A 23,049-nucleotide genomic window follows, 5' to 3' on the forward strand; every position below is an offset into this window, starting at 1 on the left:
TAAATTGAATTTTCACCCTGCCTGTAATGTCCAATATCTCCACCTGAATTCCTTTCCTTAAAATAAGCTTAAGATGCTGTCGATTTCGGCGTTTTATTATTTAAATGCCGTTTACTTTTGCACGCCTACAATCCGCCTCATCAATCATAATGAGACGGTATTAATGAAGATGTTAATGATTACAGGCGTGACGGGGTTTCTGGGCGGTGCAGTACTGGAAAAAATTCTGACCAGCGATCAATCCGTAAAACTGCTTTTGCTCGCGCGTGCCAGCGATCCGCAGAGCGGGCTGGAGCGCGTGCTGGAGAACATGCGCAAGTTCAACGTTCCTGAGGACAAACTGGCCACTCTGAGCGTGGACAATATCCTCATTGGCGATCTCAGCCAGCCTGAAGCCTTCCTGAACGATCCGCGTCTGGACCAGGTCACGCATGTCGTGAACTGTGCAGCTGTTGCCTCATTTGGTAACAACCCGCTCATCTGGAAGGTCAACGTGGAAGGAACGCTGGCACTGGCGCGCCGCATGGAGCAGGTTTCAACGCTACAACGCTTCCTCCACGTGGGCACGGCAATGTCATGTACGCCGGAGCAGGATTCCTTGGTCGCCGAAAGCGCCGAATTCAGAGAGAATGCTGAACACCTGGTGGAATACACGTTTTCGAAGTCAACCATCGAACAGCTGATGCGCCAGGAATGTCCGAACCTGCCGCTGCTCATCGCCCGTCCATCCATCGTTGTCGGCCATACCCGCCACGGCTGCACGCCCTCGAGCAGTATTTTCTGGGTCTTCAGCATGGGCCTGATGCTGCAGAAGTTTATGTGCTCGATGGAGGACCGGATCGACGTTGTCCCGGTGGATTATTGTGCCGACGCGCTGTTAATGCTGCTCAACAGCAACGCGCGTCCGGGGGAAGTGGTACACATTTCGGCCGGAGAAGAGAACAGCGTTCGCTTTGCGGATATTGATAATGCGATGGCGCAGGCGCTGGAGAAAGCACCCGTCGGCGATAAGTACGCGCAGGTCAGCTACGAAACGCTGGTCAGAATGCGCCGTGAACTGAAAACGATTTTTGGCCCGTGCAACGAACGTCTGATGCTGAGAGCCATGCGGTTATACGGTGCGTTTGCCACGCTTAACGTGCGATTCAGCAACGATAAGCTGCTGAGCATGGGGATGCCGAAGCCACCCCGGTTTACGGATTATATTGCCCGCTGCGTGCAAACCACCCGGGGGCTGACCATTCCAGAGCAAATGGCGGTCGATTTTAAATAGCCAAAAAAAATGCCAGTCATTCGACTGGCATTTTCATGTTAAGGCTTAAGCGATTATGCCTGGCCTTTGATCTCTTTACGACCGTTGTATGGTGCTTTTTCGCCCAGCGCTTCTTCGATACGAATCAGCTGGTTGTATTTAGCAACACGGTCAGAACGGCTCATAGAACCCGTTTTGATCTGGCCAGCAGCGGTACCCACAGCCAGGTCAGCAATGGTCGCGTCTTCAGTTTCGCCAGAACGGTGAGAGATAACCGCGGTGTAGCCAGCGTCTTTCGCCATTTTGATCGCAGCCAGCGTTTCGGTCAGGGAACCGATCTGGTTGAATTTGATCAGGATGGAGTTAACGATGCCTTTCTCGATACCTTCTTTCAGGATCTTGGTGTTGGTTACGAACAGGTCGTCACCCACCAGCTGGATTTTGTCGCCCAGTACTTTAGTCTGGTATGCGAAGCCAGCCCAGTCAGACTCGTCCAGACCGTCTTCGATAGACACGATTGGGTACTGTTTGGTCAGGTCTTCCAGGAAGTGAGTGAACTCTTCGGAGGTGAACGCTTTGTTGCCTTCGCCAGCCAGAACGTATTTACCGTCTTTGTAGAATTCTGATGCTGCACAGTCCATCGCCAGGGTGATGTCTTTGCCCAGCTCGTAGCCCGCTGCTTTTACCGCTTCTGCGATAACAGCCAGTGCTTCTGCGTTAGAACCCAGGTTTGGCGCATAGCCACCTTCGTCACCCACAGCTGTGTTCATACCTTTAGCTTTCAGAACTTTAGCCAGGTTGTGGAACACTTCAGAACCCATACGTACTGCTTCTTTCAGGGATTTCGCGCCAACTGGCTGAATCATGAATTCCTGAATATCAACGTTGTTGTCTGCGTGCTCACCACCGTTGATGATGTTCATCATTGGTACAGGCATGGAGTATTTGCCTGGGGTGCCGTTCAGTTCAGCGATGTGCTCGAACAGTGGCATACCTTTAGCCGCCGCAGCCGCTTTGGCGTTCGCCAGGGAAACGGCCAGGATTGCGTTCGCACCGAAGTTAGATTTGTTTTCAGTACCGTCCAGATCGATCATGATCTTGTCGATGCCAGCCTGATCTTTGGCATCTTTGCCAACGATAGCCTGAGCAATAGGACCGTTAACAGCGCCAACCGCTTTCAGTACGCCTTTGCCCATGAAACGGGATTTGTCGCCATCACGCAGTTCCAGCGCTTCGCGGGAACCGGTAGAAGCACCTGATGGAGCAGCTGCCATACCGACGAAACCACCTTCCAGATGAACTTCGGCTTCAACGGTCGGGTTACCACGGGAGTCGATGATTTCACGACCGATGACTTTAACGATTTTGGACATTAGATTTTCCTCAGTACAAGTTAAACTAAAACTCCAGACAAACAACGCGTACCAAAGGTACGCGTTGCCGTTCTAACTTTTTTTACTTCGCCTGACGCTTCTGGTAGTCGCTGGCGGCCTTCACGAAGCCTGCAAACAGCGGATGCCCGTCACGTGGCGTTGAAGTAAATTCCGGGTGGAACTGGCAGGCGACAAACCACGGATGGTTTGGCACTTCGATGATCTCGACTAACTGATCATCCCCGGAGCGGCCCGCAACACGCAGACCCGCAGCTTCAATTTGTTTCAACAGCATGTTGTTGACTTCATAGCGGTGACGATGGCGCTCGGTGATGACCGGCTCGCCGTACAGCTTGCGAACCACGCTATCGTCAGTCAGCTGGCAGGCCTGTGCGCCGAGACGCATAGTGCCACCCAGATCGCTCTTCTCGGTACGGACTTCGACGTTACCGTCTTCATCACGCCATTCAGTGATAAGCGCCACAACAGGGTACTTACAGTCTGGCACAAATTCCGTAGAGTTCGCGTTTTCCATTCCCGCTACGTTGCGCGCAAATTCGATCAGCGCAACCTGCATACCCAGACAGATGCCGAGGTATGGAATATTGTTTTCACGCGCATAACGCGCGGTGGCGATCTTGCCTTCTACACCACGGTAGCCGAAGCCGCCAGGGATAAGGATAGCATCCAGATCTTTCAGGATTTCAACGCCACGCGTTTCAACATCCTGCGAATCAATCAGCTTGATGTTCACGGAGACACGGTTCTTCAGACCACCGTGTTTCAGCGCTTCGATCACGGACTTATAGGCATCCGGCAGCTCAATGTACTTGCCGACCATACCGATAGTCACTTCGCCTGCCGGGTTGGCTTCTTCGTAAATAACCTGTTCCCATTCAGACAGGTTTGCTTCCGGACAGTTCAAGCTGAATCGTTTACAAATATAATCGTCGAGACCCTGTGATTTCAACAGGCCCGGGATTTTATAAATGGAATCGACATCTTTCATTGAAATAACGGCTTTTTCAGGCACGTTACAGAACAATGCAATTTTCGCACGTTCGTTCGCCGGAATGGCGCGATCGGAACGGCAAACCAGGATGTCAGGCTGAATACCGATAGAGAGCAGCTCTTTAACAGAGTGCTGGGTCGGTTTGGTTTTCACTTCACCTGCCGCCGCCATGTAAGGCACCAGCGTCAGGTGCATGAACAGCGCGTGTTCACGACCAATGTCTACCGCCAGCTGACGAATCGCTTCGAGGAACGGCAGGGATTCGATATCACCCACGGTACCGCCGATTTCAACCAGCACAACGTCATGCCCTTCGCCACCGGCAAGGACACGCTCTTTGATGGCGTTAGTGATGTGTGGGATAACCTGCACGGTCGCGCCCAGATAGTCACCACGGCGCTCTTTACGCAGAACGTCAGAGTAGATGCGGCCAGTCGTAAAGTTATTACGACGGGTCATTTTGGTACGAATGAAACGCTCGTAGTGGCCAAGATCCAGATCGGTTTCAGCGCCGTCTTCAGTAACGAACACTTCCCCGTGTTGGGTTGGGCTCATGGTGCCAGGATCGACGTTGATGTACGGATCCAGTTTCATCATGGTCACATTGAGGCCACGGGCTTCAAGAATGGCTGCGAGGGAGGCTGCGGCAATGCCTTTACCCAGAGAGGATACGACCCCGCCGGTCACAAAAATATAGTTCGTTGTCATGCTGAACCTGAGAAGTTAGGGTGAAACGATGGAATAACCAGGACGGGAAAGTAGTATACCCGAACACGGCGAGCGCCACAAACTTTCATTCTCCGTCTCCATTCCAGGCCATGACAAACATAAGGAGTGAGAAAATAGCCCCTTTTGGGTAAATGTTTTTGACGCAAATCAAGCGCTTGTCATTTAAAAAATCACACAAATTGCGCTTGATCGCAAAATTTCGTTAGAGATCAGATTCCTGGCGCTTTACTTCCTGCCAGACTTCTTCCATCGCGTCGAGGTCAATACCGCTCATTTCCAGGCCTCGCGAGGCGACAATCCGCTCCACTTCGCGAAAGCGGCGCTCGAATTTCAGGTTGGCTTTTTGCAGCGCCGTTTCCGCTTTTACACCCAGGTGGCGAGAAAGGTTGACGGTCGCAAACAGCAGATCGCCCATCTCTTCCTCAAGCTTTGCTTCATCCACCACCGCCTGCTGCGCTTCGTGCATGACCTCGTCAATCTCTTCGTGCACTTTATCCAGCACCGGGCCGAGTGAGGTCCAGTCAAACCCCACGGCGGAGCAGCGTTTCTGGATTTTGTGCGCGCGCATCAGCGCGGGCAGGCTCAGCGGAATGTCGTCCAGCGCGGAGTGCTGGGATTTTTCTGCCCGCTCGGCGCTTTTGATCTGCTCCCAGCGGGCCAGGACTTCGCTGCTGGTCCCTGCGGTAGCGTCACCGAAAATATGGGGATGACGGCGCTCAAGCTTGTCGCTGATGGCAGCGCAGATATCGTCAAAGTTAAAGCGCCCCTCTTCCTGCGCCATCTGCGCGTAGAACACAACCTGGAAAAGCAGATCGCCCAGCTCGCCGCGCAGGTCGTCAAAATCTTCACGGGAAATCGCGTCCAGCACCTCGTAGGTCTCTTCAAGGGTGTACGGGGCGATGGTGGCGAAAGTCTGCTCTTTGTCCCACGGGCAGCCGTTTTCCGGGTCGCGCAGGCGTTTCATGATGCCGAGCAGGCGGTCGATTTGAGTCATAATACTGTCCTGATGAAAAAATGCCGGGTGGCGGCGTTGCCTTACCCGGCCTACGGAAGAGGATGTTTAGCCGCCGTGCAGACGACGCGCGTCAATCACATCCGGCACCTGGTTCAGCTTGCCGAGCACGCGGCCCAGCACCTGCAGGTTATAGATTTCGATGGTCATATCGATGGTGGCAAGCTGCTCGCGGGTATCGCTGCGGCTGGCGACGCCCAGCACGTTGACCTTCTCGTTGGCGAGAATGGTCGTGATGTCGCGCAGCAGGCCGCTGCGGTCGTTGGCAGTGACGCGCACCACCAGCGAGTAGCCGGCGGAGTAGCTCTCGCCCCAGACCGCTTCCACGATGCGCTCCGGCGCATGGGACTGCAGCTCGGCAAGCTGGTCGCAGTCGGAACGGTGAATCGAAATTCCGCGCCCCTGGGTGATAAAGCCAACGATATCGTCGCCTGGGATTGGCTGACAGCAGCGGGCAATGTGGTGCATCAGGTTACCGACACCTTCGACCACCACGCGGCCGTTGTCTTTGCTGCGCTGCTGCGGCGCGTAGGTTTTCTGCTGCAGCTGCTTCAGCGCCGCCGCGTCCTGCTCTTCCGCGCTTGGCTTATTGAACTGCGCCTGCAGGAAGTTCACCATCTGATTCAGACGAATATCACCGCCGCCAATCGCCGCTAACAGCTCATCAAGCTCGTTGAAGTTGTAGCGCGGCAGCAGGAATTTCTCCGCCTCTTTCAGGCTGATCCCGATATGCTCCAGCTCGTCGTCAAGGATCTGGCGGCCGGCAAGGATATTCTTGTCTCGATCCTGTTTGCGGAACCAGGCGTGAATCTTCGAGCGCCCGCGGCTGGTGGTGACATACCCCAGGTTCGGGTTAAGCCAGTCCCGGCTCGGGTTCGGCTGCTTCTGGGTAATGATTTCAATCTGGTCGCCCATCTGCAGCTGATAGGTGAACGGTACGATACGCCCGCCAATTTTCGCCCCGATGCAGCGGTGCCCCACATCGCTATGGATGTGGTAGGCAAAATCGAGCGGCGTAGAGCCGGCCGGCAGGTCGACAACGTCCCCTTTCGGGGTAAAGACGTAGACGCGATCGTCAAAGACCTGGCTGCGCACTTCGTCGAGCATCTCGCCGGAATCGGCCATCTCTTCCTGCCACGCAATCAGCTTACGCAGCCAGGCAATGCGGTCTTCGTGGCCTGAACGCGCCCCGCCGGACGTGCCTTCTTTGTATTTCCAGTGCGCTGCAACGCCCAGCTCGGCGTCCTCGTGCATCTGTTTGGTGCGGATCTGAATCTCGACCGTTTTACCGCCAGGGCCAAGCACCACGGTATGGATTGACTGATAGCCGTTCGGTTTGGGGTTGGCGACATAGTCGTCAAACTCATCGGGCAGATGGCGGAAGTGCGTGTGCACTATCCCCAGCGCGGCGTAGCAGTCCTGCAGACGCTCCGCCACGATACGCACGGCGCGCACGTCAAACAGCTCGTCAAAGGCGAGGTGTTTCTTCTGCATTTTGCGCCAGATGCTGTAGATGTGCTTTGGTCGACCGTAGACTTCAGCGCGCACGTTCTCTTCTTTCATCGCCTGGCGCAGGCCGCCGACAAATTCCTCGATATAATGCTCGCGGTCGATGCGGCGCTCGTGCAGGAGTTTGGCAATCCGTTTGTATTCCGCCGGGTGCAGATAGCGGAAGCAGTAATCTTCCAGCTCCCACTTCAGCTGACCAATCCCCAGCCGGTTCGCCAGCGGCGCATAGATGTTTGTACACTCTTTGGCAGCCAGCACGCGCTCGTCTTCCGGCGCATCCTTCACCTCTCGCAGATGGGCAATACGCTCGGCCAGCTTGATGACCACGCAGCGGAAATCATCCACCATGGCCAGCAGCATCCGGCGAACGTTATCGACCTGCTCTGAGGAGACGGAATCCGTATGCGCGGCTTTGAGCTGACGAATGGCTGCCATATCGCGCACGCCGTGGATCAGCGCGACGACGGATTTTCCGACGCTGTCGCGCAGCACGTCTTCGCTGACCACGTCCGCATCCGCGAGGGGGAAGAGCAGCGCGGCCTGCAGCGTTTCGATGTCCATGTTCAGCATGGACAGGATTTCAACCATCTCCACGCCTCGCCACAGGAGAAGATCGGCGTCGGGATGCCCCTGCGTGGTGCGCAGACAATAGGCCCAGGTTTCGGTTAAGCGTTCACACGACTGCTGGCTGGAAATTCCCAGACTTGCGATCCATTTTTGTGGGTCAAACTCCCCAGCTTTATTGAGATGTGCACTTCTTACCGCAACCATTGTCCTCTCCTTTAGGGACCAGGGCCTGTCGAAGTCGACAAGCCAAACAAATTAGATGTGCTCGAACAACACCATCGATTCCAGATGCCCAGTGTGCGGGAACATGTCCAGCATTGCCAGACGCTGAATCTGGTAACCCGCGCTGAGCAGTGCCTCGCTGTCCCGGGCAAGCGTTGCCGGGTTACAGGAAACATAGACCACACGCTTTGGCGCGAGTTTAATAATATGTGCCATCACGCCCGGGGCACCGGCACGCGCCGGGTCGAGCAAAATTTTATCGAAGCCCTGCTTTGCCCACGGCTGTTGGGTGACATCGTCCTCAAGATTTTGATGAAAGAATGTCACATTTTGCAAGCCGTTCTGCCGCGCGTTCTCCTGCCCTTTCGCCACCAGCGCCTCAACGCCTTCCACACCGACGACGCTGGCCGCTTCTTGCGCCAGCGGCAGCGTGAAGTTGCCCATTCCGCAGAACAGATCGAGCACCCGGTCGCTTTTCTGAACGTCCAGCCACGCCAGCGCTTTCGCCACCATCTGCTGGTTAACGCCATCATTGACCTGAATGAAATCCCGCGGGCTGAACGTTAAGCGTAGCCCGTTTGACGCATACCAGGGCGCCTCACCGGTAACCTGTTCAAGTATCTCGCTTTGTGGTGCAAGGAAAAGCGCCAGGTCGTGGGAATGCGAAAAGCGTTCCAGTTTTTCGCGATCTTTCTTCGACAACGGCGCGGTATGGCGCAGCACCATCAGCGGGCCATTGTTTGCCATGACCAGTTCGACGTGCCCAAGATGGCGTACGCCGTCCAGCCCGGAGAGGCAGATGCGCACTTCCGGAAGCAATGCCTCAAGATGGGGCACCAAAATGGGGCACCGCTTCACGTCAACGATGTCGCTGGAGCCGGCCTTGCGAAACCCCATCTCCAGCCGCTCCGTTTTTGGCTGATAGCTGAGGCTCAGGCGCGCGCGACGACGATAGCCCCAGGGCTCATCGGCAACAATTTCGTTAACGTCATGTTTGAGCAGACGCGCCAGCGCGCGGCTTTTGCTTTTTTGCTGTAATTCTGTGCTCGCATGCTGTTGCTGGCAGCCGCCGCACACGCCAAAATGGGGGCAGCGGGGTGCCACACGCTCCGGGCTATCGCTGAGGCGACGCTTAACCTGCCCGCGCGCAAACTGGCGTTTATCTTCCGTCAGCGTAATTTCTGCTCGTTCTGCTGGCAGTAAACCTGTTATAAACAGAGCCTTACCATTGTGGCGTGCCACTCCCTGGCCAAACGGATCGAGGTCCGTGGCCTCAACAGTGATGATTTGACGCGTCGTCACGCGTCGCTTTGCAGAGTAGAATTGCGCCATCGCCGAGATTTTTCTCACATAACCATAATTATCTTAATTGTCCCATAACGGAACGCCATGACCAACTACAGCCTGCGCGCGCGCATGATGATTTTGATCCTCGCCCCCACCGTTCTCATCGGTTTGCTGCTGAGTATCTTCTTTGTGGTGCACCGCTATAACGATTTGCAGCGACAGCTGGAAGATGCAGGCGCCAGCATTATCGAACCGCTTGCCGTCTCCAGCGAGTACGGCATGAACCTGCAAAACCGCGAATCCATTGGGCAGTTAATCAGCGTACTCCACCGCCGCCACTCGGACATCGTACGCGCCATTTCCGTTTACGACGAACATAACCGCCTGTTTGTGACCTCAAACTTTCATCTCGATCCGGCAGCACTGAAGATCCCTGACGGTACGCCGTTCCCGCGCCACCTCACCGTATTGCGGCGCGGCGATATCATGATCCTGCGCACGCCGATCGTGTCGGAAAGCTATTCCCCCGATGAGTCTGCGCAGTCCGACGCCAAATCCAGCAATAATATGCTGGGATATGTGGCGCTGGAGCTGGATCTCAAGTCGGTCCGGCTACAGCAGTACAAAGAGATCTTCATTTCCGGCGTGATGATGCTGTTCTGCATCGGCATTGCGCTGATCTTCGGCTGGCGCCTGATGCGCGACGTGACGGGTCCCATCCGCAACATGGTTAACACGGTTGACCGCATCCGCCGGGGACAGCTCGACAGCCGTGTGGAAGGGTTTATGCTGGGCGAGCTGGATATGCTGAAAAACGGCATCAACTCGATGGCGATGTCGCTGGCGGCGTATCACGAAGAGATGCAGCACAACGTTGACCAGGCGACGTCCGACCTGCGCGAAACGCTGGAGCAGATGGAGATCCAGAACGTTGAGCTGGATCTGGCGAAAAAGCGCGCTCAGGAAGCGGCGCGTATTAAATCGGAATTCCTTGCCAATATGTCGCACGAGCTGCGCACGCCGCTCAATGGCGTGATCGGCTTTACCCGTCTGACCCTGAAAAGCGAGCTCAACCCCACTCAGCGGGATCACCTGCACACCATTGAACGCTCGGCCAACAACCTGCTGGCGATCATTAACGACGTGCTGGACTTCTCCAAGCTGGAGGCGGGCAAGCTGATCCTCGAGAGTATCCCCTTCCCGCTGCGCAGCACGCTGGATGAGGTGGTGACGCTGCTCGCGCACTCATCGCACGACAAAGGCCTGGAGCTGACGCTTAACATTAAAAACGACGTGCCGGATAACGTTATTGGCGATCCGCTGCGCCTGCAGCAGGTCATAACCAACCTTGTCGGGAATGCCATTAAGTTCACCGAAAGCGGTAATATCGACATCCTGGTAGAGAAACGCTCGATCAGCAGCAATAAGGTCCAGATTGAAGTCCAGATCCGCGATACCGGCATCGGTATTCCGGAGCGCGACCAGTCGCGTCTGTTCCAGGCGTTCCGTCAGGCGGACGCCAGCATCTCCCGCCGTCATGGCGGTACCGGTCTGGGGCTGGTGATCACCCAGCGTCTGGTGAACGAGATGGGCGGCGATATCTCATTCCACAGCCAGCCAAACCGCGGTTCAACCTTCTGGTTCCACATTAATCTGGACCTTAATCCGAACGTGCTGACCGATGGCCCGGTGACGGACTGCCTGAAAGGCAAGCGTCTGGCCTACGTTGAACCTAACGCTGCGGCGGCGCAGTGTACGCTCGACATCTTAAGCACCACGCCGCTGGAGGTGGTCTACAGCCCCACCTTCTCGGCGCTTGCCGTAGAGCATTACGATATTCTGCTGATGGGCATTCCGGTCACCTTCACCGGCGAGTTGACCATGCAGCAGGAGCGCCTGGCGAAAGCCGCGTCGATGACCGACTACCTGCTGCTGGCTCTGCCGTGCCATGGGCAGCTCAACGCGGAAGAACTGAAAAACGACGGCGCGGCCGCGTGCCTTTTGAAACCACTGACCGCAACCCGTTTGCTGCCAGCCCTCACGGAATATTGCCGTCTTAGCCAGCATGCCCTTCCGCTGATTAACGATGAGCAAAAATTGCCGATGAGCGTGATGGCGGTGGATGATAATCCGGCCAACCTGAAGCTCATTGGCGCATTGCTTGAGGACCAGGTTCAGCATGTGGAGCTGTGCACCAGCGGCGCGCAGGCGGTTGAACAGGCTAAGCAGATGCAGTTCGATTTAATCCTGATGGATATTCAGATGCCGGGCATGGACGGCATCCGGGCGTGCGAGCTGATCCACCAGCTGCCGCATCAGCAGCAAACGCCGGTTATTGCTGTCACCGCGCACGCGATGGCGGGCCAGAAGGAGAAGCTGCTGAGCGCCGGGATGAATGATTACCTGGCGAAGCCCATCGATGAAGAGAAACTTCATAGCCTGCTGTTGCGCTATAAGCCGGGTCATATTGGCGGAACGTACACGGTTTCCAGCGAGCAGGCTGAGATAAGCGTTAATCAGAACGCCACCTTTGACTGGCAGCTCGCGCTGCGCCAGGCGGCAGGTAAACCCGATTTGGCCCGCGACATGCTGCAAATGCTGGTCGCGTTTCTGCCAGAAATTCGCAACAAGGTGGAAGAGCAGCTGGTGGGTGAAAACCCGGAAGATCTGCTGGACGCAATCCACAAGCTGCACGGCAGCTGCGGGTACAGCGGCGTACCGCGGCTGAAAAACCTCTGTCAGTTGCTGGAGCAGCAGCTGCGTGCGGGCACGCCGGAATCGGAGCTTGAACCGGAGTTCCTGGAGCTGCTGGATGAAATGGATAACGTGACGCGCGAAGCGATGAAGGTGTTGGGGAGCTGAGGTAAAAGCCCGGTGGCGCTACGCTTGCCGGGCCTACAGGTGCACTAACGTAGGCCGGGTAAGGCGAAGCCGCCACCCGGCAATCACAGCTAAAATGCCTGCCCCACTTTCAGCACCGCCGCGATATTCCTTGCGGCCATCCTGACGTTCTCGCCGGCATTTTCCAGCGCGTCTTCCAGCGTGCAGATGGTGTAGATCACGCTAAACACGGCATCAATGCCGTGATCGTGTACCACGCCAACGTCCGCCGTCAGGCTGCCTGCAATGCCAATAACGGGTTTGTTAAAGCGTTTTGCCACCTTTGCCACCCCCACCGGGACTTTGCCGTGGATCGTCTGGCTGTCAATGCGGCCTTCCCCCGTGATCACCAGATCCGCATCGGCCACCTGGTCGGACAGGTGTAGCGCATCGGTCACGATCTCAATGCCCTGGCGCAGCTGCGCGCCGCAAAAGGCGTAGAGCGCCGCGCCCATGCCCCCCGCCGCGCCGCCGCCAGCAAGGTTCAGCACGTCGATATCCAGGTCCCGGGCAATCACGCTTGCATAGTGCGCAAGCGCGTTGTCCAGGGTGACGATCATCTCGGGTGTGGCGCCCTTCTGCGGGCCGAATACGGCTGACGCGCCATCGTTCCCGGTAAGCGGATTGGTTACATCGCAGGCCACCTCAATCCGGCATTCCGCCAGACGCTTGTCCAGCCCGCTCAGGTCGATACGCGCGAGTTTTCCCAGCTCGCCCCCGCCCTGCCCAAGAGGCTGTTCATTGTCGTCCAGCAGCTTCGCCCCCAGCGCCTGCACCATCCCTGCGCCGCCGTCGTTGGTAGCGCTGCCGCCAATGCCAATAATAATATGCTTAACGCCCACATCCAGCGCGTGACGAATCAGTTCGCCCGTGCCCCAGGAGGTGGTTTTCAGCGGATTACGCTGCGAAGGCGCCACCCGCTCCAGGCCGCTTGCCGCCGCCATTTCAATAAAGGCGCTCTGCTTATCTCCGGACAAGCCATAGAACCCCTCCACGCGCTCGCCCAGCGGGCCGGTCACCGGAACATGCACAATGCTTCCCTGCGTTGCCGCGATCATCGCCTCAACCGTCCCTTCGCCACCGTCCGCGACCGGCAGCTTCACGTAAACCGCCTCGGGAAAGATCTCGCGAAAACCACGTTCTATCGCTGTCGCAACCTCAAGCGCACTCAAACTTTCCTTATACGAGTCCGGTGCGATAACAATTTTCATAAGCCATCCTTACGCATAGTCGTTACGTTAAGCATACACCACGTAAAAGACCGCTCATGGGAGCGGTCCCAATGCGTTTATCGTACCATGCACGGGCGTTTATTGTCGAATGTCCAGTCAGGGATGAGATACTGCATCGCCATCGCATCGTCGCGCGCGCCCAGACCGTGTTTCTGATACAGCTCATGGGCCTTCATGACCTGATCCATATCCAGCTCAACCCCCAGCCCCGGCGTGGAAGGCACCTGCACCATGCCACCTTTGATCTCAAACGGCTGCTTAGTGAGACGCTGATTACCTTCCTGCCAGATCCAGTGGGTGTCGATAGCAGTGATCGTGCCCGGCGCAGCGGCGGCGACGTGCGTGAACATCGCCAGCGAGATATCGAAGTGGTTGTTGGAGTGCGAACCCCAGGTCAGGCCAAACTCATGGCACATCTGCGCCACGCGAACCGACCCCTGCATCGTCCAGAAGTGCGGGTCAGCCAGCGGAATATCGACTGACTGGAGGGATAAGGTGTGTCCCATCTGACGCCAGTCGGTCGCAATCATATTGGTCGCGGTCGGCAGCCCCGTAGCGCGACGGAATTCCGCCATCACTTCACGGCCAGAGAAGCCTTGCTCAGCCCCGCACGGGTCCTCCGCGTAGGCCAGCACACCTTTCAGCTGCTTGCCGATCGCAATCGCTTCATTGAGAGACCAGGCCCCGTTCGGATCGAGCGTCACACGCGCCTGCGGGAAACGTTTTGCCAGCGCGGTGACGGCTTCCGCCTCTTCTTCCCCGGCCAGCACGCCGCCCTTCAGTTTGAAATCGTTGAAGCCATATTTTTCGTATGCCGCTTCCGCCAGGCGCACCACCGCATCCGGGGTCATTGCCTCGTCGTGGCGAAGCCGGTACCAGTCGCATTGTTCATCCGGCTGGCTCTGATACGGCAGTGGCGTCAGCTTGCGGTCGCCGACAAAGAACAGATAGCCCAGCATTTCCACTTCGCTACGCTGCTGCCCCTCGCCCAGCAGCGACGCAACGTTAACGCCCAGATGCTGGCCCAGCAGATCCAGCATCGCGGCTTCAATGCCGGTCACCACGTGGATAGTGGTGCGCAAATCGAAGGTCTGCAGACCCCGGCCCCCGGCATCGCGATCGGCAAAGGTGTTACGCACGGTGTTGAGGACATTTTTGTACTCACCCAGCGTTTTGCCCACCACCAGCGGAATGGCGTCCTCCAGCGTTTTGCGGATCTTCTCCCCGCCCGGAATTTCACCCACGCCGGTATGGCCGGCATTGTCTTTGATAATGACAATGTTGCGGGTAAAGAACGGCGCGTGCGCGCCGCTCAGATTCATCAGCATGCTGTCATGGCCCGCAACCGGAACGATCTGCATGGCGGTGACGACAGGGGTCGTAAAAGTACTCATCGTGTAATCCTTTTATCAGTGACGTCCGAAAACAGGGCGCTTACGGTCAAATGTCCAGCCGGGAATAAGGTACTGCATCGGGCCCGCATCGTTACGCGCGCCGCCCGGCAATTTTTTATACGCCTCATGGGCTTTATGGATCCGATCCCAGTCCAGCTCCACGCCCAGGCCCGGCACATCCGGTACGGCAATCTTGCCATTGATGATTTCCAGCGGATTTTTCGTCAGGCGGGCTTCGCCTTCCTGCCAAATCCAGTGCGTGTCGATGGCGGTCGGGTTACCCGGCGCCGCCGCGCCAACGTGGGTAAACATCGCCAGCGAAATATCAAAGTGATTGTTCGAATGACAGCCCCAGGTGAGCCCCCACTCATCGCACAGCTGCGCCACGCGGACCGCGCCTGAGAGCGTCCAGAAGTGCGGGTCCGCCAGCGGTATGTCGACGGCGTTGAGCATCACCGCATGGCCCATTTCGCGCCAGTTCGTGGCGATCATATTGGTCGCCACCGGCAGCCCGGTGGCCCGACGGAACTCGGTCATCACTTCGCGGCCCGAGAAGCCCTGTTCCGCGCCGCAGGGGTCTTCCGCATAGGTCAGGACATCCCCCAGCCCTTTGCACAGGCTAATCGCTTCATCCAGCAGCCATGCACCGTTTGGGTCAACGGTGATCCGAGCATCCGCAAAGCGTTTTTTCAGCGCCCGGACCGTTTCAATCTCCTGCTCGCCGGGCAGCACGCCGCCCTTCAGCTTGAAATCCTTAAAACCGTAGCGATCCTGCGCCGCCTCGGCCAGCCGCACCACCGCGTCGCTGGAGAGCGCTTCCTGGTGGCGCAACTGATACCAGTCGTGTTCGCCCCTGGAGCGAGCCAGATAGGGGAGATCGGTTTTATTGCGATCGCCAATGTAGAACAGATAGCCCAGCACGGTGACCGCATCGCGCTGTTTGCCGGGCCCCAGCAGTTCGCAGACCGGGACATTGAGCGCCTTACCCAGTAAATCAAGCAGAGCCGCTTCTAGTGCGGCGACCGCATTGACGCGCAGTTCAAACGTCCAGGCACCGTTACCGAACGTCTCAAAGTCTGCCGACTGGTTGCCCTTATGCACCCGCTGAACCACCCTGTTCAGACGGGCAATCTCCTGCCCCACCACCAGCGGAATGGCATCGACCAGCGTCTGGTAAATCACCTCTCCGCCAGGGGCCTCGCCCACGCCGGTATTCCCTGCGCTGTCTTTTAGCACGACGATATTACGGGTAAACCAGGCGTTATGGGCGCCGCCAATATTGAGCAGCATGCTGTCCTGTCCGGCCACCGGAATGACCTTCATCTCGGTGACGGTTGGGCTCAATTGCGTTGTCATCAGCCACGCTCCGCAACAGGTTTAAGTTCGACGCGTTTGATATCCCCCACCAGCACCAGGTAACTCAGGACCGCCACCAGCGCATGCACACCCACGTAGATTAGCGCACCGTTGAACGAGCCGGTGGTACCGACGATGTAGCCGATAGCGATGGGCGTCACAATCCCGGAGATGTTGCCGAACATGTTGAACAGACCGCCGCTCAGGCCGCTGATCTCTTTCGGGGCCGTATCCGCCATTACCGCCCAGCCCAGCGCGCCAATGCCTTTGCCGAAGAAGGCCATCGCCATAAAGCCGATAATCATCCACTCGGCATTGACGTAGTTACAGAACACCATGGTCATGGAGAGCAGCATGCCGAGCACGATGGGCGTTTTACGCGCGATGTTCAGTGAACCCGTGCGGCGCATCAGCCAGTCGGAAATCACCCCGCCGAGCACGCCCCCCACGAAGCCACAGATGGCCGGGACCGAGGCAACAAACCCCGCTTTCAGAATCGACATGCCGCGTGCCTGCACGAGGTACACCGGGAACCAGGTGATGAAAAAGTAGGTCAAGGCGTTGATACAGTACTGGCCCAGATAGATCCCGATCATCATGCGCGAGCCGACAAGCTGCCTGATCTGCGCCCATTTCTGGCTGAACGGCACTTTCGCCGTCGAGGATTTCTGATCCATGTTGATCAGCGCGCCGCCTTCAGCGATGTACTCCAGCTCTTTTTTGTTTACGCCAGGGTGCAGGTTGGGTTCGTGGATCACTTTCAGCCAGATAAAGCTAATGACGATCCCGAGTCCGCCCATAAAGAAGAACACGTGCGACCAGCCCACCTCATGGGTTAGCCAGCCCATAATGGGCGCAAAGATCACCGTCGCGAAGTACTGTGCGGAGTTGAAAATCGCCACCGCCGTTCCCCTCTCCTGCGCCGGGAACCAGGCCGCCACAATGCGGCTGTTGCCCGGGAAGGAAGGCGCTTCCGCTAAGCCCACCAGGAAGCGCAGCGTGAAGAGCGCGACGATAATGCCGAAGCCGCTGAAGATATCGACGAAGCCCTGCAGTAGGGTAAAGGCAGACCAGATAAAGATGGACCAAAAGTAGACCCGTTTCGAGCCAAAGCGGTCGAGCAGCCAGCCGCCAGGAATTTGCCCGATGACGTAGGCCCACGAGAAGGCGGAGAAAACGTAACCCATGCCCACGGGATCAAGGCCGATATCTTTTGCCATTTCCGAGCCGGCAATCGACAGCGTGGCGCGGTCACCATAGTTAAAGGACGTGACGATAAACAGCATCACCACTATCCAGTAGCGAGCATTGGTGCGCTTTTCAGCGCTGCTCGCTGCGTGGCTTAATGAACTCATTGTTGCACTCCTGAAACATAGCTTTCGCCTGGTTCATTCTGTACAGCACCGGTAGGGTAAGCAGAATGAGATTGGTTTTTGTCGTTTTGGTACGGCCTGAAGCCGTTTTATCGTGACCGAAAAAGTATATGAAGGAGTGCCTCTTCACCTCACCGTGCAAAAACACAGTATTAAAGGGCGTGAGGGAGGTTGTTTAGGGCATAAGCCCAGAGGAGTGGAAGGTGGTTCACGGAAATGGCGTTTGGTGCGGGGTGTGATGCCGGGTGGCAGCTACGCCTGACCCGGCCTGGAAAACCCGCAGGCCCGCGCAAGCGAAGCGCCGCCGGGCAGAGTGTTATTTGAGAAGTGAGGCCCAGTTCTCCACCCACGGGTTTGATTCGCTTTCTGGCTCCGGGTGCTCACCCGCATCAATCAGCAGCATCTCGCCGACGCGCTGGGCGCTCTGCTCCTGCAACAGCGCATCGAACTGCTTGCCGCCGCCGCAGAAGTTAGCGTAAGAGCTATCGCCGAGCGCGATGATGCCGTAGTGAACATCTGGCTGATAGCCAAGCTGGTCTTTAATGCCCTGAAACAGCGGCACGATGCTGTCCGGCAGATCGCCCTGCCCGGTGGTGGAGGTCACCACCAGAATGTATTTATCTTTATACTTTTCCCAGTCCGCCAGCTCCGGGTCTTCATAGACCGTGGCTTTATGGCCCTGGCTTGCCAGAATCGCCTCCGCCTCTTCCGCAACCAGCAGCGAGTTGCCGTACATTGTGCCGACAAAAATGCCTACTTCAGCCATGCTATTTTCCCATAGTGAATGCGCTTACTCTTCATCCTGAACGTTGCCCGATACAAACTCAACCCTTTCATTTTCGGGGAGTTGTCCCAGCCAGCCAAACTGTGACAGCGCCTGCATCCAGACGTCGTCCAGCCCCGCGCGGAGAGTCAGCGGCTCGCCGGTAAACGGGTGCGTCAGGCTCAGCTCGCTTGCGTGTAACATCAGACGATGGCAGCCAAAGTGTTCGGCCGCGCTGCGGTTCTGGCGCAAATCACCGTGTTTGCTGTCGCCAATAATCGGGTGGCGCAGATGCGCCAGATGGCGTCGCAGCTGGTGCTTGCGCCCGGTTTTCGGCAGAAGCTCGACCAGGCTGTAGCGTGTGGTCGGAAATTTGCTGGTGGCCACCGGCATTTCCGTGGTTGCCATGCCGCGATAATCCGTCACGGCCGGCTGCGGGCCTTTGTCATCCCGGGCAAATTTATCGCCGATTTTGTCCAGCTCCTCCACCAGCGGGTAGTCCAGGGTGGCGGACTCGGTCAGCCAGCCACGCACGATCGCGTGGTAGCGCTTCTGGATCTGGTGCTGTTCGAACTGCTGCGCCAGCAGACGGCCAGCTTCGCTGGAAAGCCCCATCAACAGCACGCCGGAGGTCGGCCTGTCGAGGCGATGGGCGGTAAACACATGCTGACCAATCTGGTCACGAACGGTCTGCATCACCACCACTTTCTCGTCGCGATCCAGCCAGCTGCGGTGCACCAGCCAGCCTGACGGTTTATTCACCGCCACCAGCCACTCGTCCTGATAGAGGATTTCCAGCGTCATGCATCTTCACCGGCAAACAGGGCATCCAGCTTTTCCAGTTCGACCAGCATGACGTCGCGCGCAGGGTGGGTCGCTTCGAGCGCCATTTCATAATAGGGAGAGACAGCAAACGCCTGCGGCAAGGGGTGCCCCCCCTCAAGCAGGGCGTGCATGCGCGGAATTAACACCCACTGCAGCCACTCGAAAGGCGCCAGCGTATCCAGGCAGAAAGGCTGGGTGCTGGTGAACGCTTCTGGCTGCGGCGCGGTCTCCTGCCACAGCTGATGTTGGCGCAAAAGGGCTTCGATGGCGTGCAACTGAGCACGAACGCTATCGTGTTGCGTCATAGTAACCTCAACTGAAAATGTGAACGGCGCGCAGCATAGCATTGCGAAAGGCAGAAATAAAAAAAGGGAGCACTGTAAAAACAGTGCTCCCGGTTCGTTCCGCAGCATTCCAGCTACAATTCGTGCTCCCTGCTCATCCGTGACAACTTTTCCTGAAGCCCGAAGGCCTGGTCATCCGTCTACCTTTCGCATCCTGCACACATCTTCCTGACGTGTTTGTTTCATCCTGAAACGTCCTGGCCTTCCTGACCCACCGACCATCCTGACCGGCTCTCGTTCTCCTTCCTGGAGGTGTCCCTTACGCATCCTGCGTTATCCACTTCGCTTCATCCAGAAGCCTTCCTGCTGCGCCATCCTGACGAGTCCTGTGTGAGAAACGCCATCATCCTGATGTTCGTTTCTCGTGTCGGCTTCCTGTCGACGGAGATAGAATCCGCTATTCCGCTTCGTCTTACAACCCACTCAGCCAGCGTTGTAAGACGCGGGGACTCCCTAAAAATAATAGGAGGAACAACTAATTCGTTGAAAAATAGAGTGATATTAATCTGAATTTAATGAGGTAATACTGAATGTTCCAGCGATCTCTCACAAACCTTGTAAGAGATCTCTCACACGCGCTGTAGCAGCATGGATTACAGAAGGGGCTCAAGTCGGGTGAGGAAATCCGCAAGAGAAGGGGCGAGAGTCTCGCGATTTCGGGTACCGATAGTCTCTTTAATCACTTCGCCTGACAGGTTACAGACGGAGATAACGTCCAGCTCGCTGTCCAGCGTGGCAATAAAGAGCGTCGGAGAAAGCTTAAGGCGTTTTTGCGTGACCAGATGACCGATCAGGTTTTCCTGAACACGCTGCAGATCGTCTTCGCTCCAGGTCTGCAACAGCGTCAGCGTCATGTCCGCAAAGCGCGCGGGCATATCCCCTGCAAACTGCGTGGCATAAAACGCATGAACCGCTGGTTGTACCACAATGTCCATTGCCCGTTCAACCGCATTTACATTCTGCTCGCCGTTATTCGGCTTCGGCTGCCAGATCACGTAATCCTCAAGCGAAGAGATAATGCACGGCGAAGGGACGCCATATAAATCAGCACTTTGCGGCCACGTGCCCTGCTTTTCATGCCATGCGTCGCAGTAGCGGGTCGTGAAGGTAGTGAGGGCATTTGCAGTTTCGATGTCCACCGATTTCTCTCTTCTTGTCAGACAGGATAAACTCAGGCCATAAGTGTACCTGTAAAGTGGCTATGAAACATGTCTTACGAAAATCATCAGGCGTTAACCGGCTTAACGCTGGGTAAATCGACCAATTACCGCGATACCTACGATGCAAGCCTGCTGCAGGGCGTGCCGCGTAGCCTGAACCGCGACCCTCTGGGACTGCACGCGGACGCGCTGCCGTTCGTGGGTGGCGATATCTGGACGCTGTACGAACTCTCGTGGCTCAACGCGCGCGGCCTGCCGCAGGTGGCGGTGGGTCACGTTGAGCTGGACTACGCCAGCGTGAATCTCGTCGAGTCGAAAAGCTTTAAGCTCTATCTCAACAGCTTTAACCAGACCAAATTCAACAGCTGGGACGACGTTCAGCGCACCCTGGAACGTGATCTAAGCGCCTGCGCGCAGGGAACGGTGAGCGTTTCACTGTATCGTCTGCACGAGCTGGAAGGCCAGCCGATCGCCCACTTCAACGGGACCTGCATCGACGATCAGGATATCGAGGTGGAGAATTATGAATTCAGCGCGGACTACCTCGAAAACGCGGCGAGCGGCAAGGTGGTCGAAGAGACGCTGGTCAGCCATCTGCTGAAATCCAACTGCCTGATCACGCATCAGCCGGACTGGGGTTCGGTGCAGATCCAGTATCGCGGGCCAAAAATCGACCGGGAAAAATTGCTACGCTACCTGGTGTCGTTCCGCCATCACAATGAATTCCACGAGCAGTGCGTGGAGCGCATCTTTAGCGATATCCAACGCTTCTGCCAGCCAGAAAAATTGAGCGTTTACGCGCGCTACACCCGCCGCGGCGGCCTGGACATCAACCCGTGGCGCACCAATACCGATTTTGTGCCGGCGACGGGCCGGCTGGTGCGTCAGTAATATAAATATTTTCACAATATGCGCGGTATCTTCCGCGCTTTAGGTTGTGAAACGTCACGCGGCAGGGCTATTGTAATCAACAGGGAAAGACGATAATCGTCCCGTAAGGAGCTCACTTGATTACACATATTAGCCCGCTTGGCTCAATGGATATGTTGTCGCAGCTGGAAGTGGACATGCTTAAACGCACGGCCAGCAGCGATCTTTATCAACTGTTTCGTAACTGTTCACTTGCCGTTCTGAACTCCGGAAGCCTGACAGATAACAGTAAAGAACTGCTGTCCCGCTTCGAAAGCTTTGATATCAACGTGCTGCGCCGCGAGCGCGGCGTGAAGCTTGAAGTCATCAACCCGCCGGAAGAGGCGTTTGTCGACGGACGCATCATCCGTTCACTTCAGGCTAACCTGTTTGCCGTGCTGCGTGACATCCTGTTTGTTAACGGGCAGATCCACAACGCAGGCCGTTTCCAGCATCTCGACCTGGAAAGCTCGGTCCATATCACCAACCTGGTGTTCTCTATTTTGCGCAACGCCCGTGCCCTGCACGTGGGTGAAGCGCCGAACATGGTCGTCTGCTGGGGCGGTCACTCCATTAACGAAACCGAATACCTTTATGCGCGTCGGGTGGGCACCCAGCTTGGCCTGCGCGAGCTGAATATCTGTACCGGATGTGGTCCGGGTGCGATGGAAGCGCCAATGAAAGGTGCCGCAGTGGGTCACGCGCAGCAGCGCTACAAAGAGGGACGGTTTATCGGCATGACCGAGCCGTCCATCATCGCCGCTGAGCCACCTAACCCGCTGGTTAACGAGCTGATTATCATGCCGGATATCGAAAAACGTCTTGAAGCGTTTGTTCGTATCGCCCACGGCATCATCATCTTCCCGGGCGGCGTGGGGACAGCGGAAGAGCTGCTCTATCTGCTGGGTATTCTGATGAACCCGGCCAACAAAGATCAGGTCCTGCCGCTGATCCTGACCGGGCCAAAAGAGAGCGCCGACTACTTCCGCGTGCTGGACGAGTTTATCGTACACACGCTGGGTGAAGCCGCGCGTCGTCACTATCGCATCATCATCGACGATGCTGCGGAAGTGGCGCGCCAGATGAAAAAAGCGATGCCGCTGGTGAAGGAGAACCGTCGCGATACCGGGGATGCCTACAGCTTTAACTGGTCAATCCGCATTGCACCGGATCTGCAGATTCCGTTCGAGCCTTCACACGAGAACATGGCGAACCTGAAACTTTACCCGGATCAGCCGGTGGAAGTCCTGGCCGCCGATCTGCGTCGCGCCTTCTCCGGGATTGTGGCGGGCAACGTCAAAGAGGTCGGTATACGCGCCATTGAGCAGTACGGTCCGTACAAGATCCACGGCGATCCGGAGATGATGCGCCGTATGGATGACATGCTGCAGGGCTTTGTCGCCCAGCACCGCATGAAGCTGCCGGGCTCTGCCTATATTCCTTGCTACGAAATCTGCACCTAACGCTTAGCGATATCTCATCAAAGCCGGGTCGCCCTGTTGCGCGTCCCGGCTTTTTTTATTCCTGATGTAATTCATAGGCATCACTAATATCTTTTACAAAATCGCCACAAACGCAAACGATTACCTGTATTTTTCAACCGTAAATTATCAGCCTTAATCCAAATTACCTGCCAGAAAATACTAAAAACCCATTTCTTTACAGCGAAAGACACCTATATCAAGGGCCAGTCTTTCAGCGCACATGTCGTTGGTGGTAGCCTTCGCGCGCGTAAATTCTCTTTGATGTTTTTTTAACAGATAAATGGTCTAAAGATGCCCACATCATAAGTGGATTATTGCATTTGGGATCGCGATCACTGATAGATTCATAACGAGAATGTATCTTTC

The 23,049-nt window shown here is 56.6% G+C and carries 17 protein-coding genes; 4 read left to right on the top strand and 13 right to left on the bottom strand.

Annotated features, from left to right (window positions below; genetic code table 11):
- Positions 1-163 precede the first annotated feature (163 nt).
- Positions 164-1,273 carry an SDR family oxidoreductase gene (locus L362_RS09015; RefSeq protein WP_008499625.1) on the top strand — a complete coding sequence of 370 codons (1,110 nt, stop codon included), beginning with the start codon at positions 164-166 and terminating at the stop codon, positions 1,271-1,273.
- Between the two features lie 53 nt (positions 1,274-1,326).
- Here the strand turns inward: L362_RS09015 and eno are convergent, their stop codons facing one another.
- From eno to rlmD, 5 genes are all read right to left on the bottom strand, one after another.
- Complete coding sequence (gene eno, locus L362_RS09010) at positions 1,327-2,625, bottom strand: phosphopyruvate hydratase (protein WP_003862715.1); 1,299 nt, start codon at positions 2,623-2,625, stop codon at positions 1,327-1,329.
- A gap of 82 nt (positions 2,626-2,707) precedes the next feature.
- The gene (gene pyrG, locus L362_RS09005; RefSeq protein WP_008499626.1) at positions 2,708-4,345 is read right to left on the bottom strand and encodes a glutamine hydrolyzing CTP synthase; all 1,638 of its coding nucleotides are present in this window, start codon (positions 4,343-4,345) and stop codon (positions 2,708-2,710) included.
- Between the two features lie 223 nt (positions 4,346-4,568).
- Positions 4,569-5,360 carry a nucleoside triphosphate pyrophosphohydrolase gene (gene mazG, locus L362_RS09000; protein WP_023344816.1) on the bottom strand — a complete coding sequence of 264 codons (792 nt, stop codon included), beginning with the start codon at positions 5,358-5,360 and terminating at the stop codon, positions 4,569-4,571.
- 66 nt (positions 5,361-5,426) lie between these two features.
- Positions 5,427-7,658: a GTP diphosphokinase gene (relA, locus tag L362_RS08995; protein ID WP_008499628.1), complete on the bottom strand. Its 2,232-nt coding sequence runs from the start codon at positions 7,656-7,658 to the stop codon at positions 5,427-5,429.
- Positions 7,659-7,709: 51 nt separating this feature from the next.
- Positions 7,710-9,008 carry a 23S rRNA (uracil(1939)-C(5))-methyltransferase RlmD gene (gene rlmD / locus L362_RS08990; RefSeq protein WP_023344817.1) on the bottom strand — a complete coding sequence of 433 codons (1,299 nt, stop codon included), beginning with the start codon at positions 9,006-9,008 and terminating at the stop codon, positions 7,710-7,712.
- 57 nt (positions 9,009-9,065) lie between these two features.
- Between rlmD and barA the strand changes: the two genes are divergently transcribed.
- A complete protein-coding gene (barA, locus tag L362_RS08985; protein ID WP_021241900.1) occupies positions 9,066-11,825 on the top strand; it encodes a two-component sensor histidine kinase BarA in 2,760 nt (919 codons plus the stop codon).
- A gap of 89 nt (positions 11,826-11,914) precedes the next feature.
- Here barA and L362_RS08980 read toward each other — a convergent pair whose 3' ends face one another.
- From L362_RS08980 to syd, 8 genes are all read right to left on the bottom strand, one after another.
- Positions 11,915-13,054, bottom strand: coding sequence for a glycerate kinase (locus L362_RS08980; protein WP_023344818.1), 1,140 nt, complete (start codon positions 13,052-13,054; stop codon positions 11,915-11,917).
- A gap of 77 nt (positions 13,055-13,131) precedes the next feature.
- On the bottom strand, positions 13,132-14,469 hold the full coding sequence (gene gudD / locus L362_RS08975) for a glucarate dehydratase (RefSeq protein WP_008499632.1): 1,338 nt from the start codon (positions 14,467-14,469) through the stop codon (positions 13,132-13,134).
- 15 nt (positions 14,470-14,484) lie between these two features.
- A complete protein-coding gene (locus tag L362_RS08970; RefSeq protein ID WP_023344819.1) occupies positions 14,485-15,825 on the bottom strand; it encodes an enolase C-terminal domain-like protein in 1,341 nt (446 codons plus the stop codon).
- Positions 15,825-17,180: a galactarate/glucarate/glycerate transporter GudP gene (gene gudP / locus L362_RS08965; protein WP_008499635.1), complete on the bottom strand. Its 1,356-nt coding sequence runs from the start codon at positions 17,178-17,180 to the stop codon at positions 15,825-15,827. The genes L362_RS08970 and gudP overlap by 1 nt, the downstream gene beginning before the upstream one ends.
- A gap of 334 nt (positions 17,181-17,514) precedes the next feature.
- Positions 17,515-17,964, bottom strand: coding sequence for a flavodoxin (locus L362_RS08960; RefSeq protein WP_023294459.1), 450 nt, complete (start codon positions 17,962-17,964; stop codon positions 17,515-17,517).
- Positions 17,965-17,988: 24 nt separating this feature from the next.
- Positions 17,989-18,765 (bottom strand): tRNA pseudouridine(65) synthase TruC, encoded by a 777-nt coding sequence (truC, locus tag L362_RS08955; protein WP_023344820.1) that lies wholly within the window; start codon positions 18,763-18,765, stop codon positions 17,989-17,991.
- Complete coding sequence (locus L362_RS08950; protein WP_008499638.1) at positions 18,762-19,091, bottom strand: YqcC family protein; 330 nt, start codon at positions 19,089-19,091, stop codon at positions 18,762-18,764. The genes truC and L362_RS08950 overlap by 4 nt, the downstream gene beginning before the upstream one ends.
- Before the next feature lie 632 nt (positions 19,092-19,723).
- On the bottom strand, positions 19,724-20,269 hold the full coding sequence (syd, locus tag L362_RS08945; RefSeq protein WP_008499639.1) for a SecY-interacting protein: 546 nt from the start codon (positions 20,267-20,269) through the stop codon (positions 19,724-19,726).
- Positions 20,270-20,338: 69 nt separating this feature from the next.
- Between syd and queF the strand changes: the two genes are divergently transcribed.
- The gene (gene queF, locus L362_RS08940) at positions 20,339-21,181 is read left to right on the top strand and encodes an NADPH-dependent 7-cyano-7-deazaguanine reductase QueF (protein ID WP_023344821.1); all 843 of its coding nucleotides are present in this window, start codon (positions 20,339-20,341) and stop codon (positions 21,179-21,181) included.
- A gap of 116 nt (positions 21,182-21,297) precedes the next feature.
- The gene (gene ppnN / locus L362_RS08935; RefSeq protein WP_008499641.1) at positions 21,298-22,662 is read left to right on the top strand and encodes a nucleotide 5'-monophosphate nucleosidase PpnN; all 1,365 of its coding nucleotides are present in this window, start codon (positions 21,298-21,300) and stop codon (positions 22,660-22,662) included.
- The last annotated feature ends 387 nt before the right edge of the window (positions 22,663-23,049 follow it).

Origin of the sequence: Enterobacter sp. MGH 16 (genome assembly GCF_000493175.1) — a bacterium.
Taxonomy (GTDB): Bacteria; Pseudomonadota; Gammaproteobacteria; order Enterobacterales; family Enterobacteriaceae; genus Enterobacter; species Enterobacter roggenkampii.